This window comes from Streptomyces sp. SID14478, from assembly GCF_010548525.1.
In the GTDB taxonomy this organism is placed as follows: Bacteria; Actinomycetota; Actinomycetes; order Streptomycetales; family Streptomycetaceae; genus Streptomyces.
In genome coordinates this window covers 1-301 of the sequence record NZ_JAAGMG010000720.1, presented here as the reverse complement: position 1 = coordinate 301, position 301 = coordinate 1, and the positions used below count along the sequence as shown (strand labels likewise).

Here is a 301-nt window from a genome sequence, read left to right as displayed (position 1 = left end):
CCCAACAGGCGCCCAGCGCCTCGACGTTGACGCTCGGCGCGGCCAAGGCGGCGGCGCTGCTGGAGCGCCAGCTGACCCTCGCCAAGACGCGGGCGCACAGCACGGCGCTGCAGACGCTCGGCTCGTCCCGGTTCCACGCGGTGGCGGACAGCGTCGCGGTGCTGGCCAGCGAGGTGCCGCTGTCCGGCGCGGACACGGAGCTGAAGCGGCTCGCCGCGGACGCCGAGGCCCGGCTCACCGAGGCGGTCACCGCGCTGCACGACACCGGCCACGCCTACAACGCGGAGGCGGACACCCCCTG

At 76.1% G+C, this 301-nt stretch carries 1 pseudogene; it reads left to right on the top strand.

Annotated features, from left to right (window positions below):
- Window positions 1-301: pseudogene (locus tag G3I40_RS23860) on the top strand (CHAD domain-containing protein); the annotation flags it as partial.